This window comes from Streptomyces sp. L7, assembly GCF_050990935.1.
In the GTDB taxonomy this organism is placed as follows: domain Bacteria; phylum Actinomycetota; class Actinomycetes; order Actinomycetales; family Microbacteriaceae; genus Leifsonia.
Map to the genome: position 1 here is coordinate 2191486 of NZ_CP194644.1, position 17551 is coordinate 2209036.

General features: G+C 70.6%; 15 protein-coding genes and 1 pseudogene. All 16 read right to left on the minus strand.

Annotated features, from left to right (window positions below; genetic code table 11):
• Positions 1-10: 10 nt before the first annotated feature.
• Entirely contained in the window at positions 11-1192 is a 1182-nt protein-coding gene (locus tag ACR5MH_RS10960) for a Gfo/Idh/MocA family protein (RefSeq protein WP_431347233.1), read from the minus strand.
• Complete coding sequence (locus ACR5MH_RS10965) at positions 1189-1605, minus strand: C-glycoside deglycosidase beta subunit domain-containing protein (RefSeq protein WP_431347234.1); 417 nt, start codon at positions 1603-1605, stop codon at positions 1189-1191. The genes ACR5MH_RS10960 and ACR5MH_RS10965 overlap by 4 nt, the downstream gene beginning before the upstream one ends.
• A 9-nt stretch (positions 1606-1614) precedes the next feature.
• Positions 1615-2400, minus strand: coding sequence for a nuclear transport factor 2 family protein (locus tag ACR5MH_RS10970; protein ID WP_431347235.1), 786 nt, complete (start codon positions 2398-2400; stop codon positions 1615-1617).
• An 18-nt stretch (positions 2401-2418) separates the two neighbouring features.
• Entirely contained in the window at positions 2419-3465 is a 1047-nt protein-coding gene (locus ACR5MH_RS10975; protein ID WP_431347236.1) for a sugar phosphate isomerase/epimerase family protein, read from the minus strand.
• Positions 3462-4598 (minus strand): sugar phosphate isomerase/epimerase family protein, encoded by a 1137-nt coding sequence (locus tag ACR5MH_RS10980; RefSeq protein WP_431347237.1) that lies wholly within the window; start codon positions 4596-4598, stop codon positions 3462-3464. The genes ACR5MH_RS10975 and ACR5MH_RS10980 overlap by 4 nt, the downstream gene beginning before the upstream one ends.
• Positions 4595-4993, minus strand: coding sequence for a C-glycoside deglycosidase beta subunit domain-containing protein (locus ACR5MH_RS10985; RefSeq protein WP_431347238.1), 399 nt, complete (start codon positions 4991-4993; stop codon positions 4595-4597). Before ACR5MH_RS10985 ends, ACR5MH_RS10980 begins: the two co-directional genes overlap by 4 nt.
• Positions 4994-5072: 79 nt before the next feature.
• The gene (locus ACR5MH_RS10990) at positions 5073-5471 is read right to left on the minus strand and encodes a GMC oxidoreductase (RefSeq protein ID WP_433862640.1); all 399 of its coding nucleotides are present in this window, start codon (positions 5469-5471) and stop codon (positions 5073-5075) included.
• A gap of 287 nt (positions 5472-5758) precedes the next feature.
• A pseudogene (locus tag ACR5MH_RS10995) lies at positions 5759-6625 on the minus strand (GMC family oxidoreductase N-terminal domain-containing protein); the annotation flags it as partial.
• Positions 6622-7416: a TIM barrel protein gene (locus ACR5MH_RS11000; protein ID WP_431347240.1), complete on the minus strand. Its 795-nt coding sequence runs from the start codon at positions 7414-7416 to the stop codon at positions 6622-6624. The gene ACR5MH_RS11000 and the pseudogene ACR5MH_RS10995, both read right to left, overlap by 4 nt.
• 11 nt (positions 7417-7427) lie before the next feature.
• Positions 7428-7799 carry a nuclear transport factor 2 family protein gene (locus ACR5MH_RS11005; protein ID WP_431347241.1) on the minus strand — a complete coding sequence of 124 codons (372 nt, stop codon included), beginning with the start codon at positions 7797-7799 and terminating at the stop codon, positions 7428-7430.
• Complete coding sequence (locus ACR5MH_RS11010) at positions 7796-9769, minus strand: hypothetical protein (protein WP_431347242.1); 1974 nt, start codon at positions 9767-9769, stop codon at positions 7796-7798. Before ACR5MH_RS11010 ends, ACR5MH_RS11005 begins: the two co-directional genes overlap by 4 nt.
• Before the next feature lie 637 nt (positions 9770-10406).
• On the minus strand, positions 10407-12587 hold the full coding sequence (locus tag ACR5MH_RS11015; RefSeq protein WP_431347243.1) for a glycoside hydrolase family 3 N-terminal domain-containing protein: 2181 nt from the start codon (positions 12585-12587) through the stop codon (positions 10407-10409).
• A complete protein-coding gene (locus ACR5MH_RS11020; RefSeq protein ID WP_431347244.1) occupies positions 12584-14095 on the minus strand; it encodes a family 43 glycosylhydrolase in 1512 nt (503 codons plus the stop codon). Before ACR5MH_RS11020 ends, ACR5MH_RS11015 begins: the two co-directional genes overlap by 4 nt.
• Before the next feature lie 2 nt (positions 14096-14097).
• A complete protein-coding gene (locus ACR5MH_RS11025) occupies positions 14098-14940 on the minus strand; it encodes a carbohydrate ABC transporter permease (RefSeq protein ID WP_431347245.1) in 843 nt (280 codons plus the stop codon).
• A 3-nt stretch (positions 14941-14943) separates the two neighbouring features.
• Entirely contained in the window at positions 14944-15900 is a 957-nt protein-coding gene (locus ACR5MH_RS11030; RefSeq protein ID WP_433861753.1) for a carbohydrate ABC transporter permease, read from the minus strand.
• Positions 15901-15994: 94 nt separating this feature from the next.
• Positions 15995-17287, minus strand: a complete 1293-nt coding sequence (locus ACR5MH_RS11035; RefSeq protein WP_431347248.1) for an ABC transporter substrate-binding protein — start codon at positions 17285-17287, stop codon at positions 15995-15997.
• Positions 17288-17551 lie beyond the last annotated feature (264 nt).

Below are 17551 nucleotides of genomic sequence, written 5' to 3' on the forward strand. Positions count from 1 at the left end.
GTCGTCTCCTCTACACGTTCGCCGGGACCGCGGCCTCGACAGCGACCCAGGCGGAGTCCTTCGCCGCGCTCTCCTCGACTGCTGCGAGGACGCGCTGCACGGCGAGGCCGTCCGCGAAGCTCGGGTCGAGCTCCGTGCCGTGCGCGATGGCGGTCACGAAGTCGACGACCTGGTGCGAGAAGCCGTGCTCGTAGCCGAGCATATGCCCGGGCGGCCACCACGCCGACACATACGGATGCTCGGGCTCGGTGACCAGGATGGTCGTGAACCCCTGCAGCTCGGCCGGTGCCGTTCGGTCGTAGTGCCGAAGCTCGTTGAGCCGCTCCACGTCGAACGCGAGCGCGCCGTCCGTGCCGGAGACCTCGATGGTGAGCGCGTTCTTGCGGCCGGTCGCGAAGCGGGTGGCCTCGAACGACACGAGCGCGCCTCCGTCGAGCCTGCCGGTGAAGATCGCCGCATCGTCCACGGTCACGTCCCCGAGTTCGCCCGTGGCGCTCCCGGTGAAGCCCGACCGTTCACCCAGCACCGGGCGCTTCCGGACGATCGTCTCCACGGTCCCGGACACACGCGTCACGCGCTCCCCGGTCACGAACTGCGTCAGGTCCACGATGTGCGCACCGATATCGCCGAGCGCGCCCGAGCCCGCGTGCTCCTTCCGAAGCCGCCAGCCGAGCGGGACGGAGGGGTCGACCAGCCAGTCCTGGCGGTAGGCGGCCCGGATCTGCTGCACCCGACCGATGGTGCCGCGCGCGATGAGATCCTGCAGCAGCGAGACCGCGGGCACGCGGCGGTAGGTGAAACCGACCATCGCGCGCACGCCGCGCTCGGCCGCGCGCTCGGCGGAGGCGGCCATCGCCTCGGCCTCCTCGACGCTGTTCGCGAGGGGCTTCTCGCAGAGGACGTGCTTGCCGGCGTCGAGGGCGGCGATCGCGATCTCGGCGTGCGAGTCGCCCGGCGTCACGATGTCGACCAGGTCGATGTCGTCGCGCGCGATCACCTCGCGCCAGTCGGTCGCGTGCTCGGCCCAGCCCCACTTGGCCGCGGCCTTCGCCACGGCCTGCTCGTTGCGGCCGACGACCACGGCGAGCTCGACGTCCTCCGGGAGGTCGAACACCCGCGGCGCCTGCCGCCAGCCGACCGAGTGCGCGGCCCCCATGAAGCCGTAGCCGATCATGGCCACCCGCAGGCTCATGCGAGCACCAGCTCGCGCTCGACGGGCACCCGGTTGGTGACGTAGCGGCCCGGGCCGCCGTCGACGCCCGGCATGATCTGCATGTAGAGCAGGCGCATCGTGAGCACGACCTCCACGGTGAGCTTCTCGCCCACCGCAGGCGCGTGGCCCAGCGGGATCACGACGTCCGGCCGGTCGGCGACGAACCAGAGCGTTTCGGACTGCTCCGGCAGCTCCTCGACGCGGTAGCTGCGGCCGTTCAGCTCGAAGCGGAGGTCCTCGCGCGGGATCTCGACGCCGTTCACGGTGGCCGCGACGTCGTCGACCGCGGACAGCCACAGGCTGCGGTACCAGGGGATCTGCACCGAGACGGCGATCCCGTCGTCGGTGCGCCGGACGTCCTTGTCGGAGAACAGGGAGTTGTGAGTGGCCATCGGGTCCTCCTATTTGAACGTGTCGGCGAATGTGTCGTGCGGCGCCGGGGGCTCCGGCTCCAGCTTCTGCACGGTCGACGGACTGTACGGGTGGTTCTCGCTGGGCACCGGCTCGTCCGCCGGCGGCATGAAGACCGGCTTGCCGTCGTCGCCGAAGTACATCAGGTCGAGGTCGAAGGCGGCCTGGTTCTTCTCGCCGAAGCTCACCCAGTTCTCCTCGAACGGCGCGCGGGCGAGCTCGTAGCAGCGGAACTTCCAGATCCTCCACTCGCCGTCCTGGCGCAGGAAGTCGATCGCGTACTTGCACCACACCCAGTGCGCCCAGACCTTCTTGCCCTGCACCTCGCCGGGCGAGTACATGAAATCGGGGCTGCCCTTGGCGACCTCCGGGTCGGTCAGGCCCGACTCGGTGCCGGCCATGATCCAGACGCCCTTGGCGGTCCGACCGTCGCCCGCGACCTCGATCACGGGCGTGGTCGTGGCGTGCAGGATGAGCTTGCCCTCCGGTGATGGACGGCCCCGGTGGTAGCGCGTGACGCTCTCCCAGGTCGTGTACTGCCCGGCGTTGGTGTACCGGGCGCGGATGCCCTCCGTGCCGTCCTTCACCCAGAGCGGGATGATCCGCTCGTCCTGGAAGGCGTTGTGCAGGTGCATGTAGCGGTTGAACAGGTTCTCGATCTCGCCGCGGTCGGCGGCGCGGCGGGCGAGGCCCTGAGCGGCCGCGACCTCCTCGCGCAGGCGCGCGACCTCGGCGACGAGCTCGGACAGGGTCGCCTCGGCGACGGTCTCTGACATGGCCGTGAGCTCCTTCGGTCAGGCCGGGACGCCGGCGACGGCGTCCTCGATGGTGCGCCGCATGAGCGCGTGCTGCTTCTTCACGAGGTCGATCGGGTCGGCCTCGCCGAGGTCCTGGAAGGCGTGGCCCTCCCACTCGCTGGAGAGGTAACCGCGGTAGCCGCCCTGGACGAACTGGCGCACGATGCGCGGGATTTCCATGGCGGGCTCCTGGCCGTCTGCATCGATGTCGTAGAACTTCGCGTGCACGTGGAAGATCTGCGGCATGATGTCCAGCCACTCCTCCGGCGGGACGAGCCCATGCATGTTGAACGCCAGCCGGGTGAACGGGCCGAAGCCGACCGGGTCGACGCCCTCGCCGGCGAGGTAGTCCTCGAACTTCTGGTTGCGCACGTGCATGGGCGTCGGCTCGTGCCAGATCTCGTCCATGACCGCGAAGTGCTTCTCGTCCATCCCCATCTTCGCGAGCTGCGCGAGCAGCGTCGGCGACAGGCTGTGCATGGTCGAGGAGAAGTCCGCGGTGAAGCCGAGGCGGTCGCTGCCGAGCTCTTCGTAGAGTTCCCGGATGCCGAGCACCTTGGGGTCGTTCGGGCCCTGAGGCGCGTGGATCTCGTAGCCCAGCCGCTGGTCGTACTTCTCGGCGAGCGGCAGGAGGCTGCGCAGCAGCTCGCGGCCGGCCGAGCGGATGACCACCCGCTTGAAGCCGAGCGTGTGCGCGGTCTTCAGCTGGCGGGCGAGGAAGTCGTGCTCCTCGTCCGGCGTCATGTCGCGGTCCTTGCGGCGGCCCATGTCGAGATTGGTGCCGACCGCGCTCGGTTCGAGGCCGTACTTCTCCAGCGAGTCGAACCACAGCGTGACGAAGTCGGCGTCGACGTCCGGGTAGGTGCGCAGGAGCTGGGCGATGTTGAACTCGACGCCCGGGCCGATCCCGTTCTCGGCGACCGCGGCGATCAGGGTCTCTGGCGTGTAGAGGCCGGCGGCGAACTCGCTCGTCATCGAGTAGAGCGTGGTGCCCAGCTCGATGCCGGTGCCGGCGATGCCGTCCGCGCTGCTGTCGTCGGTCATGCGCGTGCTCCCTCGGTGCTCGGCAGCCACTGCGTGCTCGGCAGCCATTGGGCGAGCTGAAGGCGCGCCTCTGAGGCGTCGGTCACCATCCGGCTGCCCGCGTCCTGCGCGGCCGAGCGCTGCACGGCCTGCTCGTCGCGGATGATCTCGAACGGCGACTGCCAGTAGTTCCAGTGCCAGCCCTCGTACTCGCTGGAGATCGCGCCGTTGTAGCCGTTCCGCACCAGCAGCGCGATCAGGTCGCGCACCGGCACCGACGGCTCTTCGTGGTTCTCGTCGATTCCGAAGAACTTGCCGTGCACGTGCTTGATCCACGGCATGATCTCCAGCCAGTCGTCCACCCGCGCCGGGCCGAACAGACCGGTGCCGTTGATGCCGAAGTCGATGCCGAGGTCCGGGCGGCCGTTCTGGGCGGCGAGGCCGATGAAGCGGCCGAATCGCTGGCCGTGGTCGGCCTGGTCGGCGGGCGGCCCGGCCTCGTAGAACTCGTTCCACAGGTCGACGACTTTGCCGAGCAGCTCGTCCGTGGCGCCGCGGCGGCGGTAGGCCTCCAGCAGCGACGGCGCGAAGCCGACGGTCGTGGCTCCCCAGTCGGCGGTGAAACCGAGGAAGGGCGACCCGACCTCCTCGTAGCGGTCGCGCAGCGCGAGGATGCGCGGGTGCGACGCGTACTGGTCGGCGTGCACCTCCAGCGCGAGGGTGACGCCGTACTGCTCGGCGATCGGGGCGAGCGCGGCCATCGAGTCGGGGGTGATCGAGATCTGCACGCGCGCGATCGGGAAGCCCAGCTTCGCGGCCGCCTCGATCTGCCGGCGCATGTACTCGATCAGCTCGTCCTGGTTCAGCAGCCGGTCGCGGTGGATGCCGATGTCGGCGTTGATCGCGAGGGAGGTCTGCACCAGCCCGGTCTCGGCGACGAGGTCTCGGAACCAGCCGGCGAAGGCGTCGTCGATGGCCGGGAAGCCGCGGAAGCTGGAGAAGCCGATGATCTCCAGGCCCGGGCCGTAGCCGTCGGCGGCCACCTTGCGGATCAGGCCCTCGAGGTCGTATTCGCGACCGTGGAAGGCGCGCGTGAAACTGTAGAGGGTCACCCCCTGGATCGGCGATCCGAGGGTCGTGGCAGCGTCGCTCATGCCGTCACCGCCTTCATGGTCTTGGTGTCGTGCTCCTCGATGTGGAGCACCTCGTCGTCGCCGATGACGATGTACGGGATGTACACGGTGAGGTCGACGGAGACCTCGTGCTCGCGGCCGTCTGCCGCGACCGGCAGGTCTCCGGAGAGCACCGCCGAGTCGAGCGGGAACCACCACGACTCGGTGTCGTCCTTCATCTCCGCGAAGGTGCGCTCCTGGCCGTTGAGCTCCCAGCGGAGCGTCTCGGCCGGAGCGGGCACGCCGTCGATGGACAGCGAGGCGCCTGCGATGCAGGACGCCGGGAGCGCACGGTACCAGGGGATGCGCACGTCCACCGCGGCACGCGTGCCGGTGGTCCTGAGCGTTCCCTGCTCGATGATGCGATCGGGGATCACGAAGTCCTCCTTGACTACTTATTCCGTGTTTCTACACACTAATGTCGATTTACTGCAAAAGGCAAGAGCCGCCGCCGATTCAGCCGGCCAGCTCCCGAGCGATACGGCGCGCGCCCTTGACCGCCAGCGCCACCGAGGTGAGCGTCGGATTGCACGCCGTCGAGGTCGGGATGACGCCGTTGCCCGCGACGAAGACGCCGGGGGCGTCCCACAGCTCGCTGTCCGGCCCGCACACGCTGCGACCGTCGTCCGTCTCCCCATCCGCACGCTGCCCTGATAGTGCAGCGAGGCGCCGAGCGGCATGGTGAACGGCCGGTCGCCGATCGGGTCGCCGACGGCCGTGGCCAGCGCGACGATCTCGTCCTCCGCGCGCGCGATGTCCGCGCGGTCGCGGTCGGTGAGGCGGTAGTGGATGCGCATGGCCGGCATCCCGTACCAGTCGCGCTCGTCGTCGCTGAACTCCACGCGGTCGTCCCACTGCAGGTCCTTGGCGCAGAACAGGCCGAGGCCGACGATCGAGCCGGGCACGACCGGGTCGTCGTCGGCCAGCGGGATCGGCGACGCGTCCAGCTGCATGACCTGGCCGTGGAACGGGACCGCGTCCGTGTACGGCACCCAGCTCACGCCGCTCTGCTCGCTGATCGAGCCGTCGATCATCTCGTCCGCGCCGAAGCCTCCGGAGGCCTTTCCCCCGCCGTCCGCCGCCGCGACCGTCGCGGCGTCCCGGATGCGGGTGGCGTAGACGATCTGCGTCTGGTCGTTGAGCATCCGGCCGAGCGCTGCCGGGCGGATGCCGCTGGCCCAGAGCACCTGCGGCGTGCGGAGGGCGTCCGCGGCGACCACGACGAAACGCGCCCGCACGGTGTGCGGCTCGCCGGTGCGGCGGTCGCGGACTTCGACCCCCGCGGCCCGGCCGTCCTCCAGGAGCACCCGGGTGACGAGCGAGTCGTCGTACAGCGCGAAGCGCTCGTTGGCGCGGGTCGCGTCGCCGAACACCACATCGGACCCCGACCAGACCAGCCGGCCGTCGTCGCGGCGGTGCACGGCGAGCGGCATCCGCTGGACGCGCCGGGCGGCCGGCCTCCCGTCGTCCACGGCCTCCGCGAGGCGCTCGCGGACCAGCGCCGTGAAAGGCGCGCCGTCGAAGGCGTCGGTGGTGACGCCGAGCAACCGGTCGGCCTCGTCCAGGAGGGCGTCCAGGTCGGGCAGGAACGCGATGCGCTCGCTGTCGCCGGGGCGCGGGCAGGCGCCCGTCCAGTGCGCGCCCATGCCGCCGACGTTGCTGGAGAAGGCGACGACGGGCATGCCGTCCTCGCCGGGCTCCTGGAAGCCCTCGTCCAGCAGGTACGTGCCTGGCCGGGCGCGGCGCTGACCGGCGGTGACCGCGCCGGGCGAGTTCACTGTGTCGGCGCCGGCTCCCGGTCCCTCCGAGCGCTCCTGGGCGTCGGCGCGCGCGGCAGCGTCCGCGATGTTCTTGACATGCGCTCCGGGCGGGTCGGAGACGGTCGGGCCGACCTCGAACAGCGCGATCGTCGCGCCGGGCGCCTCCTCGCTGAGGATGCGCGCGTAGGCTGCGCCGGTCGGTCCGCTGCCGACGATCGCGACGTCGACCGCCGCGGGATAGCGGCTCATGCCGCGGCCGCCAGTTCGCGGATGAGCGCGACGGAGGCCGCGGACTCCTGGGTCGGGTAGTACTCGAGCCCGATCGGGCCGTCGTAGCCGGACGCCCGCAGGATGCCCAGTCGCTCCGCCCAGTCGAGGTCGCCGGAGCCCGGCTCGCCGCGGCCGGGGGCGTCGGCGAGCTGCACGTAGGCGATCAGGCCGCCCGCGTTCGCGAGCTCCGTCGCCATGTCCTCGCCCTCCACGGCCGAGTGGTAGATGTCGTAGAGCACGCCGAAGAACGGGGAGTCGACGCCGCGCGCGACGTAGACCGCCTCCGCCGTGCGGTCGAGCAGTGAGCCCGGGTGGTCGACCCGGACGTTGACCGGCTCCAGCGCGAGCGCGATGCCGGACCCGTCGATCTGGGCGATGGCCGTCCGGTAGATCTCGATCAGCTTGTCGAGCTGGACCTGGCGCTTCCAGCCGCCGAAGCCCGTGCCGCTCCCGACGACGATGCGCGGGCAGCCGAGGTCGTGCGCGATGGCGACGCCCTCGTCCAGCTTGCGGTAGAACTCCGAGTGGTCCCACGGCGGGATCATGAACTGGGTGCGCGGCTCGGAGAGCTGGGCGGTGAGCGTCGTGCCGGTCTCCTCGAGCGCGGCCTTGAGCGCCGGGAGGTCCTTGGGCGTCGCGGGGGCGTCGACGCCGGTCGGGCCCCACATCTCCACGGCGGTGAAGCCCGCCGCCGCGGCCGCGCGCACGCGGTCGTGGTAGTCGCCGGCCTCGGTGAAGAGCAGTTCGATGTTGGGTGCGAGCTGGTACATGGTTCTCCTGTTCAGAACATCGGATGGTCGTGGGCGGCATGCGCGGGGACCTGCTGCAGCACGTCCCAGTGCTCGACGATCCGGCCGCTCTCGAATCGGTAGAGGTCCGCGACCGCGGCGTCCGGAGCGCCGGGTCGGGAAGCCTTGACATGCACCATCGCGTGGTCGCCGTCGACGAGGATCCGCTGGATCTCGAAGCGCGCCTCCGGGCTGCCGTCGAACTTCGGCGTCAGCGCCTCGACCGCAGCGGCCGGCCCGTCGGCGATGTTCGGGTTGTGCTGGCGGTAGTCGTCGGCGACCAGGAAGGCGAAAGCCTCGGCCACGCGCTTGCGCGTGTAGAAGAGGTCGCAGAACTGCTCGAAGGCGGCGCGGTGGTCGGTCATGCCGGCTCCTTCCGGGAGGCGAGCGTGACCGGCCCGAGCAGGCCGCTCGGGTCCTGCTGAACGAAGGCGGAGAAGAAGTCGGGCTGGGCCTTGGCCAGCGTGTCGGTGACCTCGACCTCGAGGGTGTTCGTCGCGGCGAGCACACCCTTCGGCACCGCGAAGACATACGGCGGCGCGATCCGGCTGCCCAAGTCCACCCCGTTGAGGCGCACGGTCGCCAACTCGAAGACCGCGCCGAGGTCGAGGGTGTGCGGGAGGCCGGCGGCGGCCGCGTCGAACGTGGCCGTGTAGCGGGCCGTGCCGCTGAACCGCGGCAGCAGGTCGGGGTCGCTCAGCGGGCGCAGGTCGCCGAGGGTCCGCCAGTCGGCGAACCCGGGCTCGCCCGCCGGCGCGAGTGCGACCGACCAGGCCGGCGCGACCTCCACCGTCGCGCCGTGCTCGGCCGACGGCTCGACCGGGAGGCCCTCCCAGGCCGCCGGCGACCCGACCAGAAGAACCGTCGCGGCGCCCGGCGCGAGGTCGAGGTCCACCCGCGCGACACCGCGACCGGTCGTGCTCGGCACCGCGGTCAGGGTCCCGGTGAAGGCGTCGAAGGCGACCACCTCGCCGGCGCGCGGGAGGGTCGCGCCCGTATGCACGGTGTCCCGCACCGACTCGTTGACGAGCATGATCGCGTCGGCGTCGCCCAGGTCTCGACGCAGCACGCGCAGAGACGGCGCGGACCGCTCGAGCCGCACGGCGCGGTCGGTCATCCCGGCCGCAGCGTCGACGAAACGCTTCTGCGACACCTGTCGGAACCGGATCCGTAGCGCGCCGGGATCGCGGCCTCCGGACACCTCCGGCACCGACCCGACGAACACGACCGGGACCCCGGCGTCGTCCAGTCGCAGCAACTCACGTGCGACGTGCTCCGGCAGGAAGGAGCTGCCCGGCACGATCAGCGCGTCGTACGTCTCGCCGCCCAGGGCCAGCTTCGAACCGTCCACCCCCGCGCCGGGGAGCGCATCGGCCGGCACGATGTCGGCGTCGAGCTGGGCCTCCATCAGCAGTCGGAGCGGGTGCTCGGACGCCATCGCGTCGCCGAGCCACTCCGCATCGGCGTGGTAGAGCACGGCGAACGGCGCGACGTGCACGCCGCCCTGCAGCAGGTGGCTGAGCCGGTTCGTGTACGCGCTGAGCAGGTGCTGGTACGGGTACTGCGGGTTCTGTCCCCGCGCGTAGAAGTGCGGCGGGCAGTCCAGGTCGGGGAACGGCGCGGGCGAGAACGCGTGCGGCACGACGTGGGTCACCCCGCGCACCAGGAGGTGGTTCGTGAGCCAGGTGAAGAGCCGGAGCCCGGCGTACCAGCCCGAGGCGCCGATCGTCTCGCACACCGACCTGCCCTGCTTGAGCGGGTCGAGGTGCGCGGCGGACGACGCGAGCTTGGCCAGGCCGAAGTGGAAGAACTCCCCCGCGGCGGCACCGGACAGGTTGCCGAACGGGCCGCGCGAGAAGCCCGGGACGACCTGGCCGCCGATGATGTCGACACCGGCCATGTCCTGTCCGGCCATCGCGCGGAAGTAGTGCCCGGCGCCCGGTCCGAGGCGCGCGTGCGCGCCGTTGTCCTCGATGACGTGGCCGATGTACTCCACGCCGTGGTTGCGGCACCAGTCGCCGAGCCGGCGGCTGAAGTTCTCCGAGTACAGCCGGGAGACGGTGTCCATGTAGGCGTAGCGGACCTCCCGTTCGCGGCCCTGGGCGGGCCACCAGAGCAGCGGGAGGAGCGCGTCGACGCCGGCGCCGAGACGCTCGGAGAGCCGCTCGGCTACCAGGCCGTTCCAGGGCAGCGGGACGGCCTTGCCGAGCGCCGAGCCGAAGTCGAAGGTGTCGGGGTCGTTGTAGAGGCCCGGCTCGTCGCTGAAGAATCCGGCGATCGTGTCGCCGAACTCGGCGGCGTAGCGCGCGTGGATGGCCTCGTACACCGTGTCCACGAGCAACTGCGTGGAGGCGCCGGAGAGGTAGTCGATGTGGCGCGCGTGCCGCTCGCTGCCGCCGCCCCCACCGACAGGAAGAAGACGCGCCACCAGCCGTCGGGGATGTCCCAGTGCAGCACTCCGTCCGCGATCCGGTCGGTCAGGTCGACGGGGTCGCCGATCAGCTCGTCCGAGTCCTCGGCGCGCGGGTAGGCCAGCACGCGGACCAGCTCGCCCGGCTCCTGCGCGGCCTCCGGTCCCCAGAACTTGCGCCGCTCCACGATGAAGGAGGCGCCGCGCGCCGGGCCGACCGCGTCGGTGTGCCGTTCGCTGAGGAAGCGCCGGCGCAGCTCTGCCGGCGCGGACTCCACCGCACCGCCGGCGTGCCCGGTCGGGAAGGTGTCGTCGTCGAAGAACCAGACCTTCATCCCGCGGCGCCGCGCGATCTCCAGCACTGCGTCCACATCGCGCCACCAGCCGTCGCCGAGGAACTCCGGATGCGGCCGGGCCTCCAGGATGACGGCGCCGATCCCGGCGTCGCCGATCCGCTCCATCTCTTCGCGGACGATCTCGACGGGCGCGCCCTTCTGCCAGAACAGCGGCATGATCGCGTTCGGGACGGCGCCGGCGACGGCGTCGCGGAGTCGGTCGAGGGTCATGGCGTGTGCTCCAATCGCAGGGTCCGCCGCTGCTCGGCGTTTCCGTCGCCGACGGTGACCGTGAAATCGCCGGGCTCCAGGACACGTCGCTCGCCGTCGGCCCAGAAGCGCAGGTCGTCGGCATGGATCCGGAAGCCGACCCGGGTGGACTCGCCCGGCTGCAGCGTCACGCGGGTGAAGCCGCGCAGGCGGCGGACGGGCTGCGTCACGGAGGCGACCTCGTCGGTGACGAACAGCATCACGACGTCGTCGCCGGCCCGGTCGCCCGTGTTCCGCACGATGACGCCGGCCTCGATCCCGGCCTCCAGCTCATCGGCGCGCGCGACGTCGTGTGACAGCGCGAAGCCGTGCAGTTCGAAGCTCGTGTAGCTGAGGCCGTGCCCGAAGTCGAAGCGCGGGCCGAGCGGGAGGTCGAGGAACTTCGACGTGTAGTAGTCGTCGGTGTTGTTCGGTCCGGTGAGCTCGGTCATCGGTCCGCCGGCGAGCAGCGCGCCTCCGGTCCGCGGCGGCCGGCCGGTGCGCTCGTGGTCGTAGTGGATGGGCACCTGGCCGACGGCGCGCGGGAACGTCATCGGCACGCGTCCTCCGGGATTCACGCGCCCGGAGAGGGTCGCGGCGATCGCGGCGGGCGCCTCGGAGCCGAGGTGCCAGACGCAGAGGAGCGCGTCGACGCGCTCGACCCAGTCCTCCACGACGAGCGGACGCCCGGTCGCGAGCACGACCACGACACGTGCCCCGGTGTCCGCGAGCGCGTGGATCAGCCGGCGCTGCGCCTCCGGGAGGGCGATGTCCGAGCGGGAACTCGCCTCGCCGGAGAGGCGGCTCGGCTCGCCCACCGCCACGACGACCAGGTCGGCGTCGGCAGCGTGCACCACGGCCTCGGCGAGCGCGGCCTCCGTCGCGTCGAAGAACCCGCAACCGTCCACGACATCCCAGTCGACGCCGGGCAGCTCCGCCGCGAGCGCGTCGGCCAGGGTCTCCCGCACCGGCGACGCGAAGTGCTGCACCCACGCGCCGAGGTGATCGAGGCTGCGGGCGTAGGGTCCGGCGAGCAGGACGCGGCCCGACGCCGGGAGGGGCAGTGCGCCGCCGTTCGTCAGCAGCACGGTGCAGCGCTCCGCGGCCTGCCGCGCGAGCTCGCGATAGCGGTCGGACGCGCTCGTGGGCGCGTCGGCGGCAACGTACGGGTGCTCGAAGAGACCGAGACGCAGCTTGAGGCGGAGCACCCGGCGCACCGCGTCGTCCACCCGCGCGACCGACAGCTCGCCGGGCGCGACGAGTGCCGTGCCGTCGGCATCCACGAGCGGCGACCCGCCCATGACGATGTCGACGCCGGCCTCGATCGCGGCGATCACGGCGCTGCGCTCGTCGGCGACGAGGCCGTGGTTCACGAGCTGGGCGACCCCGTCGGCGTCGCCGACGACCACGCCCTCGAAGCCCCACTCCTCCTTGAGCACGCCCGTCAGCAGTTCCCGGTTGGCGTGCATCGGGACGCCGTTGAGCGCGTTGAAGGCCGCCATCACCGTCGCGGCCCCGGCCTCCACGCCCGTGCGGAACGTCTCGAGGTACGTCTCGCGCAGCCGACGACCGGACACGTCGGTCGTGTTGTAGTCCCGTCCTGCCTCGGCGGCCCCGTACGCGACGAAGTGCTTGAGGCAGGCGGCGAGCGCGTCGCCCGCGGCGAGGTCCCGGCCCTGGTAGCCCGCGACCTTCGCGACGGTGAAGACCGAGGACAGGTAGGGGTCTTCGCCGAAGCCTTCGACCACGCGACCCCAGCGCGGGTCGCGTGTCACGTCGGCCATCGGGGAGAACGTCCAGTTCACTCCGGCCGACCGGGCCTCGGTCGCCGAGACACGGGCGTCGAGCTCGGCGACCGCCGGGTCGAAGCTCGCGGCCTGCGCCAACGGCGTCGGGAAGATCGTGAACTGCCCGTGGATGACGTCGAGCCCGACCAGCAGCGGGATGCCGAGCTCGGTCTCCTCCACTGCGATCCGCTGGGCGGCGTTCGTCTCGGCCGCGCTCGGCGGCCAGAACGTCGAGCCGATGCCGCGCCGGAGCAGCGCCTCCCGCTCGGCGGCGTCGGGGCGCCACACGATCTGAAGCTGCAGGAGCTTCTGCTCCCAGGTCATGCGCTCGATCAGCGCCTCGATTTCGACCGTCACCGTGTCGACCGTCATCGCGCCTCCCCGTCGAGCGGGCGGTACCGGAACCGGCGGAAGACGACCTCCCCGCCGCCCGCGGCGAACAGCGCGGGGCGGAGGCTTTTGAGGTCGTTGATCGTGGCCGAGTGCGCGCCCGAGGTGTCGTAGCGGACCCCGTGCCGCGTCCACTCGTCGCCGGGACGGCGGTGCCAGCCGGTGACGATGTGGTGGTCGTTGCGGAGACGGAACTCGATGACGTCGCCGGGCGACGCCGGCTCGCGCCAGTGCGTGCGGATGCCGCCGGCGTAGCTCGGCAGTGCGACTCCGTCCCAGCCCATCCCGTAGAACAGGCGGTCGTTGAAATAGAGGAGCAGTCCTCCCGTTGCACCGCCGCGCACCTCGAGCTCCACTTCGATCTCGTAGGCGTCGTCCATCGCCCAAGTGGTCAGGGGCGAGCTGTCGGACGGCGAGGCGCCCTTCGCGCGGAGCACGAGGCCGCCGGCGAAGCCGGCCCGGTCCTGCTCGCTCCTGCCGGGGTTGTCGAAGACCCAGCGCTCACCCCAGGCCGGAGCGGCGAAGTCGTCGGAGGGGGCGGGCACGGCGACCGGGCGGGACGCTCCGGCGGGCTTGGCGAGGGGCGCGCCGAGATCGGGCGCACCGGCCACCGGCCAGCCGTCCTCCGTCCAGGCGATGGGCTCCAGCAGCGCCTGCCGGCCGAGCGTGCGGTACGCGTTGGCGTACCCGTGCGACACCATCCACCACGAGCCGTCCGGCGCGTCCAGGATCGTCGCGTGCCCGCGCGACCACCAGGCCTCCTCGGCCGACCAGGTGCGTGCGATCGGGTTGCCCGGCGCGTTCTCCCACGGACCGTGGATGGAGGCCGACCGGGCGACGATCACCATGTGGCCGGTGGCCGGGCCGCCGGTGCCGCCGACCGCGCTGACCAGGTAGAACCAGTCGCCGCGGCGGAACAGCTTCGGGCCCTCCAGCGCGTAGGCCTCGGTGATCCACTCGTCCGGGTACTGCCAGCCGTCGTAGACCTGCTCCAACGGGGTCACGGCGCGCAGGCCGTCCGGGCTCAGCCGGCAGCGGCGGATGCCGTTGACGAAGAGGTAGCGTTCGCCGTCCTCCCCCACCGCGTGCCCGGGGTCGATCGCGCCGGAGACGCCGGTGAACACCGGCTCGCTCCACGGCCCCTCCGGGCTGTCGGCGTGGGTCACCCAGATCTGCGGCTCGGCGATCGCGTCGGACCAGGCGCTCGGGATGAACGGGATGTAGAGGTAGAACCGGCCGTCGTGCTCGATGAAGTCGGGCGCGAACACCGTCGTCATCGGCCGCTCCAGGGCGCACGTCACGAACGTCCAGTTGACCAGGTCTGGCGAGCGCCAGATCGTCAGCCCGGGCGACGCGTCGAACGACGAGTACGTGAGGTAGTACTGCTCGCCGACCCGGAGGACGGCCGGGTCCGGCCGGTCGCCGGGCAGCACGGGGTTGCGGAAGGTCCCGTCCCCGAGGTCGGGGCCGGACCGTGGAGCGTCGGTCATCGTCAGCCCTTGAGCCCGCCGGCGTAGCCCTGGATGAACTTCTTCTGCGCGAAGGCGTAGAACGCGAGGATCGGGATCATCGAGACGATGACGATCGCGAAGATCAGGTTCCACTGCGAGACCAGCGAGCCGACGTAGCTGTACATGACGACCGGGAGGGTCTGCCAGGGGGTGCCGTTCAGGAAGATCAGCGAGGTGAAGAAGTCGTTCCAGACGATCAGCCCGGCGAGGATCGCGACGGTGCCGGTCGCCGGGGACATCAGCGGGAAGACGACCTTGCGGAACACCTGGTACCGGTTCGCGCCGTCGATGACCGCGGCCTCCTCGTACTCCGGTGTCAGGTTGCGGAAGAAGTTCGCGTAGAGGAAGACCGACAGCGGCAGCAGCATCCCGGTGTAGATGAGCACCATCCCCCAGGGGTTGCCGACCAGTCCGACCGTCCGCGCGCCGATGTAGAGCGGCAGCGTGCCGAGCTGCGTGGGCAGGATGATCGCCACGAGGAAGAGGTAGAACGCGCGACGGCTCCACCGGCTCGTCGAGCGGGCGATCCCGTAGGCGGCGACCGAGCCGAGCCCGACGAGCAGGAGGATGCTGCCCGTTGTGATGATCACGCTCGACAGCAGCCCCGCCCAGATGTTCCCGGAGGAGTTCGAGTCGGGCGACAGCAGCTTGACGAAGTTGTCGAACGTCGGGCTGGTCGGCGGCGCGACCGCGGCCGAGCTGAGGATGTCGGGCAGGGTCTTCAGCGACCCGACCAGCAGGATCCAGAACGGCAGCAGCATGATCGCCGCGGCGATCAGCGTGATGATCTCGATCGTGAGGGTCTTCTTGGTGTACCGGAACACGGGTCAGGCCTCCTTGAGGGAGCGATCGCGCGTCAGGTACTGCTGCGCGACGGAGAAGATGAGGATGAGCAGGCTCAGCACGAGCGCGAGCGCCGCTCCGAAGCCGAACTGCTGGTAGGTGAACGCGGTCTGGTAGACCTCCAGCGCGAGCGTCTGGGTCGCCCCGGCCGGCCCGCCGCCGGTGAGGGCGACCACCTGGTCGAACACCCGCAGGCCCTGGATGAGCGTCAGCGTCGTCGCGATCGCGACCGACGGCTGGATCTGCGGGAGGACGACGTACCGGAACCGTTTGAAGGGACCCGCCCCGTCGAGGGCCGCCGCCTCCTCCATCTCGATGGGGACGGTCGCGAGACCCGCCAGGTAGACGACCATGACGAAGCCGATGTTCTGCCAGACCATCACGATCAGCACGCACCAGATCGCCAGCGTCGGGTCGGCGAGCCAGTTCTGCTTGGGGAGGCCGACCGAGGTCATCGCCTGGTTCAGCGGGCCGTTGTAGTCGAAGATGAACTTCCAGATGTACGAGACGGCGATCGGGCTGACCACTACGGGCATGAAGATCAGCGTGCGGAGCACGTACCGCGACTTCAGGGAGCGGTTCAGCGCAAGGGCGAAGAGCAGGCCGAAGACGTTGGTGAGGATCAAGAACCCGAAGGCCAGGAAGAGGGTGTTCCACAGCGACCCGATCAGCTCCGGGGTCTGGAAGATCTTGACGAAGTTCGCCAGTCCCACGAAGTCGAACGGGCCGAGGCCCGACCAGTTCGTGAAGGCGAAGAAGCCGCCTGCGATGGTCGTCGCGTAGATCACGACCAGCATCAGCACGAGGGCGGGGAGCGCCCACCACCAGCTCCCGAGCCGTACGCGGTACGGCTTCCTGCCCGGGACCCGGCGCGGCGCCTGCACCTCGGCCGGGCTCTCGCTCTGGCTCCGGCTCTGCGCCTTCGTCTGCGTCTTGGTCATTCTCCGCACCTCTGACTGCGTCGTCATCGATTCGTTCCTTCCACCCGGATTCGGGCGGCCGACCCTCTCAGGGTCGGCCGCCCGGGTCACCGGATCAACCCCAGTCGGTGTCCAGCTGCTGGAGCACCTGCTTGACGGTCATCTGACCGGTCAGGATGCCCTGCACCCCGTTGCCGAGGTCGGTGTAGATCTTGGCGTTCGGCCACTCGGTGGGCGCGTAGCCGCGGGTGTCGTTCTTGGCGATCTCGTCCTTGATGCCGGCGTACTGCGGCAGCAGCGTGGAGGTCGCGCTCACGTTCACCGGGATGGTGCCGACCGACTTCGAGTAGGCCTCCTGGCCCTTGTCCGAGACGATGTACTTCAGGAAGTCCGACGCGAGGGTCGGGCTCTTCGTCTTGGCGCTCGCCGTGACGCCCTGGTCCGAGCTGAGCGACAGGTAGGTCTTCGTGCCCTTCGGCGCGCCGACCGGGAGGGCGACGAGCTTCACGTGACCGCCCGCGGCCTGCATGATCTGCTGCGCCGCCGCGCTCGGGGCGAAGAAGCCCAGGATCTTGCCGGAGGAGGCGCCGTTGGTCAGAGCGTCGAAGCCGGCGCTGGTCGCGCCGTCCTGGAAGCAGCCGGCGTCGTACATCTTCTTGATCGACTCGAGGGCGGTCGTCCAGCCCTTGGTGCCGGCGAAGGTGACCTTGTTCTTGGCGCGGTCGGCGTTCCAGTTCTTGTTCGGGCCGTAGACCGTGGAGGTGGCGAGGGCGACGGCGAGGATGCCGTTGTTGGCGAAGGTCGATCCGGCCAGGCCGTAGATCGTCTTGCCGGCGGCGCGGGCCTTGCCGCACTGGGCGATGATGTCGTCGAGGCTGGTGGTCGCGTCGATGTTCACGCCGATCGACTTGGCGAGCTCGTCGTTGTAGATCACCCCGTTGAGCTGGGTGCCGAGCGGGACGCCGTACGTCTTGCCGTTGTAGGTCCACAGGCTCTTGGACGCGTCGGGGATCTTGGCGGTGATCCCCGGGTCGGTGAGCGGCAGGACGAGACCGGACTTGGCGAACGGGATCACCGAGTCGGCCTGGCCGGTGCCGCCTTCCGCGTAGAACGTGTCCGGGGCGTTGCCGCCCTGCACGCGGGTCCCCATGGTCGCCGCGTAGCTCTCGGTCGGGAGGTTCTGGGTGGTGACCGTCACGCCCTTGTTCTGGCTCTCGAACGACTTGGCGATGCCGTCGTAGGCCGCCTTGTCCTGGTCGTTCGTCGCGCCGTAGGCGAAGGTGATGGTCTGCGGCTCCTTGCCGGACGACGTCCCCGTGCCGGAGCACCCGGCGAGCAGGAGTCCGGCGGTGACAGGGACGGCGAGCCAGGCGAGCCGAGCAGTGCGGCTCCTGCGTGTGTGCTTCATCGGATTGACCTCTTCTAAGACTTCTTTGTCGGGGAGGCGGCGGCTGCGTCGCCGGCCTCGGGGGCAGTTTCGAGTGTCGCAGCGGTAAAGCAGATAAACAACGGTAGTTCTGCTTATCCCAGACATAAGCTGGGTCGATACGCGATCGAGACACCCGCGGCGGCCCCGCCCGACAGCCTCGAACGCGACGTGGATGCGATGGTCACAGCGCCCCCTTATTGCACCTTTTCAGGTCCTTCCGCTAGGTTGGATTGCGGTAGCGGG

What these genes read in the sequence shown, in the direction of transcription:
- ACR5MH_RS11030 (WP_433861753.1), bottom strand. Translation starts at nt 15,900, where the DNA reads ATGACCAAGACGCAGACGAAGGCGCAGAGCCGGAGCCAGAGCGAGAGC.
- ACR5MH_RS11000 (WP_431347240.1), bottom strand. Translation starts at nt 7,416, where the DNA reads ATGTACCAGCTCGCACCCAACATCGAACTGCTCTTCACCGAGGCCGGC.
- ACR5MH_RS10965 (WP_431347234.1), bottom strand. Translation starts at nt 1,605, where the DNA reads ATGGCCACTCACAACTCCCTGTTCTCCGACAAGGACGTCCGGCGCACC.
- ACR5MH_RS11035 (WP_431347248.1), bottom strand. Translation starts at nt 17,287, where the DNA reads ATGAAGCACACACGCAGGAGCCGCACTGCTCGGCTCGCCTGGCTCGCC.
- ACR5MH_RS11020 (WP_431347244.1), bottom strand. Translation starts at nt 14,095, where the DNA reads ATGACCGACGCTCCACGGTCCGGCCCCGACCTCGGGGACGGGACCTTC.
- ACR5MH_RS11005 (WP_431347241.1), bottom strand. Translation starts at nt 7,799, where the DNA reads ATGACCGACCACCGCGCCGCCTTCGAGCAGTTCTGCGACCTCTTCTAC.
- ACR5MH_RS10975 (WP_431347236.1), bottom strand. Translation starts at nt 3,465, where the DNA reads ATGACCGACGACAGCAGCGCGGACGGCATCGCCGGCACCGGCATCGAG.
- ACR5MH_RS10960 (WP_431347233.1), bottom strand. Translation starts at nt 1,192, where the DNA reads ATGAGCCTGCGGGTGGCCATGATCGGCTACGGCTTCATGGGGGCCGCG.
- ACR5MH_RS10980 (WP_431347237.1), bottom strand. Translation starts at nt 4,598, where the DNA reads ATGAGCGACGCTGCCACGACCCTCGGATCGCCGATCCAGGGGGTGACC.
- ACR5MH_RS10970 (WP_431347235.1), bottom strand. Translation starts at nt 2,400, where the DNA reads ATGTCAGAGACCGTCGCCGAGGCGACCCTGTCCGAGCTCGTCGCCGAG.
- ACR5MH_RS11015 (WP_431347243.1), bottom strand. Translation starts at nt 12,587, where the DNA reads ATGACGGTCGACACGGTGACGGTCGAAATCGAGGCGCTGATCGAGCGC.